General features: G+C 36.5%; 2 protein-coding genes. Both read right to left on the bottom strand.

The window, feature by feature from the left end; all coding sequences use genetic code 11:
- Nucleotides 1-862: serine/threonine-protein kinase (locus F6K13_RS31100; protein WP_287289565.1), on the bottom strand; the 862-nt coding region annotated here is incomplete at its 3' end.
- Nucleotides 863-950: 88 nt separating this feature from the next.
- Nucleotides 951-1,451 (bottom strand): transposase, encoded by a 501-nt coding sequence (locus F6K13_RS31095; RefSeq protein ID WP_275670312.1) that lies wholly within the window; start codon nt 1,449-1,451, stop codon nt 951-953.
- Nucleotides 1,452-1,901: the final 450 nt, after the last annotated feature.

Raw genomic sequence — 1,901 nt, 5'->3', positions numbered from 1 at the left:
GATGGTCTCGCTGTACCATTTTGTCTAATATCCGACCGAGATGGCGACTAATGGGATGTTTTAAATAGTCTCGCCACGCCCACTTATCTGCTTTAATATCAAATAGTTCAAAGGGTGAAACCATTGTCAATAGGTAGAGACAAGTTACTCCCAAACTATAAATATCACTGTTGGGGTAGACTTTCCCTTTTGTTTGTTCTGGGGCGGCATATTCAGCAGAACCATTAATACTCCCTATTGATAATAAATCTCCAGTAGCGGAAATTGTCACACCAAAATCGACTAATACAAATTCTTGAGTATTTGTCCCTGGTTTTGTCCGACAAATAATATTTTCTGGTTTAATATCTCCATGAATCAGGTGATGGTCGTGGATAAACTCCAAGACTGGCAACAACTGATTTAATATTTGCCAAATTTTATGTTCGCTAAAGACACCATCTTCTATGAGTTCTGTGGCCAAATCACGGCCTTCGATATACTCTTGTACGAGATAACGGTGGCCATCATGTTCGACAGAGGCTAATAGTTCTGGAATCTGGGGATGTTTACCGATTTTGTCTAGTTGTACTGGGTTACAACTAAAGGTCGGAATAACTTCTTGACCCTGAAAAACTAGGTCTTTTCTGTCGTCCAGACTGACAAACTCTTTAATTATACACGGCGGTTTGGAAGGTTTGTCTTGGTCAATGGCTAGAAATGTATGGCTCCAGACGCTTTCGCCTAAGGGTTTGATGACTTGGTAGCGTTCTTTGAGTATAGGGGGGCAGTTGGATATTCCCCCTATTGTCTCATTTTTTATGACAATTTTCTTGTCAGGGTCTTCTGGATTTTGGCTGTGAGAATTGATGCGAGGATTCATAATCAGCAATCAACTAGCATATTTTTTCTTTGACACTCCACGGACTAAAAGTTGTGTGGATTCTTAAGGGTCATAAATTTGACGGACTTTACCTCACATCAAATTTTACCCTTAACGGCATAGCCAAAGATGCCTCTAGTCTGTCTGGGTTAAACCCATTCAGGTTACTTTTGACTCCAATATTTGCAGCGCCATTTACGTCAGCATTTATCAATTTTCCTTGCCTGGTTCTGTACAAACCGCGCTTTATCCGTCTACCGCTAAAACTTTGTTTAACCGGGTTATTGGCATTAAACACAGGTATTTCATCATGATCTAGAAAACTAGCTTTAGATGTATAAGACTCCTCCTGTTCTTGATAAGTCAAACCATATCTATTACACATAGATTGTAGTTTGAACCTAAAAATATTGTGTGGTATTTGTACAAACTTTTGATTAGTTTTTTTGCCTAGATTGATATTTTGTTTCATACCTGGGTTAACGCCTACAACAATATGGGATATATTGTTATCTCTGCACCAGTTAATTAAATATCTAGCTGCTTTGTTTAAGTAATCTCTAACTTTGTTGTTTCGATTAACTGTAATACTTATTTGTTTTTGGGTTAATTTTTTAATGCTTTGCTTGTCTTTTATAGATTGTCATCTAGCATTTTCTTTGTTGTACCACTGGTTGATTGATTTCAGCTTTCTACCGTCTAGAATAAACGATTACCCAGTATTTGATATACAAGTAGCTAGATTGTCTAAACCAAGGTCAATAGCTAGTGCATTATTAGATTTTACTCCTGATTTTGGGATTTATTCTGTGATAAATTCAACCTCAAAAAAACTAGCATTAAATCTTGGAATTATACGGACTTCTTTTAGATTTTTATTAACTAAAACTAATCCTTGAGGAAAGGGTATTTTTACCGCACCATATTCAGCCTTGAATTTTCTAGACATCGGGATATTAAAATACCCGTTTTTTATTATTATTCGAGGTATTATTAAAGGAAAATACCCTTTCCTCAAGGATTAGTTTTAGTTAATAAA

Source organism: Okeania sp. SIO2B9 (assembly GCF_010672505.1).
Lineage (GTDB): Bacteria > Cyanobacteriota > Cyanobacteriia > Cyanobacteriales > Microcoleaceae > Okeania > Okeania hirsuta.
Note: the sequence above shows the minus strand (reverse complement) of the source record. Positions and strands in the feature narration are given on the sequence as shown.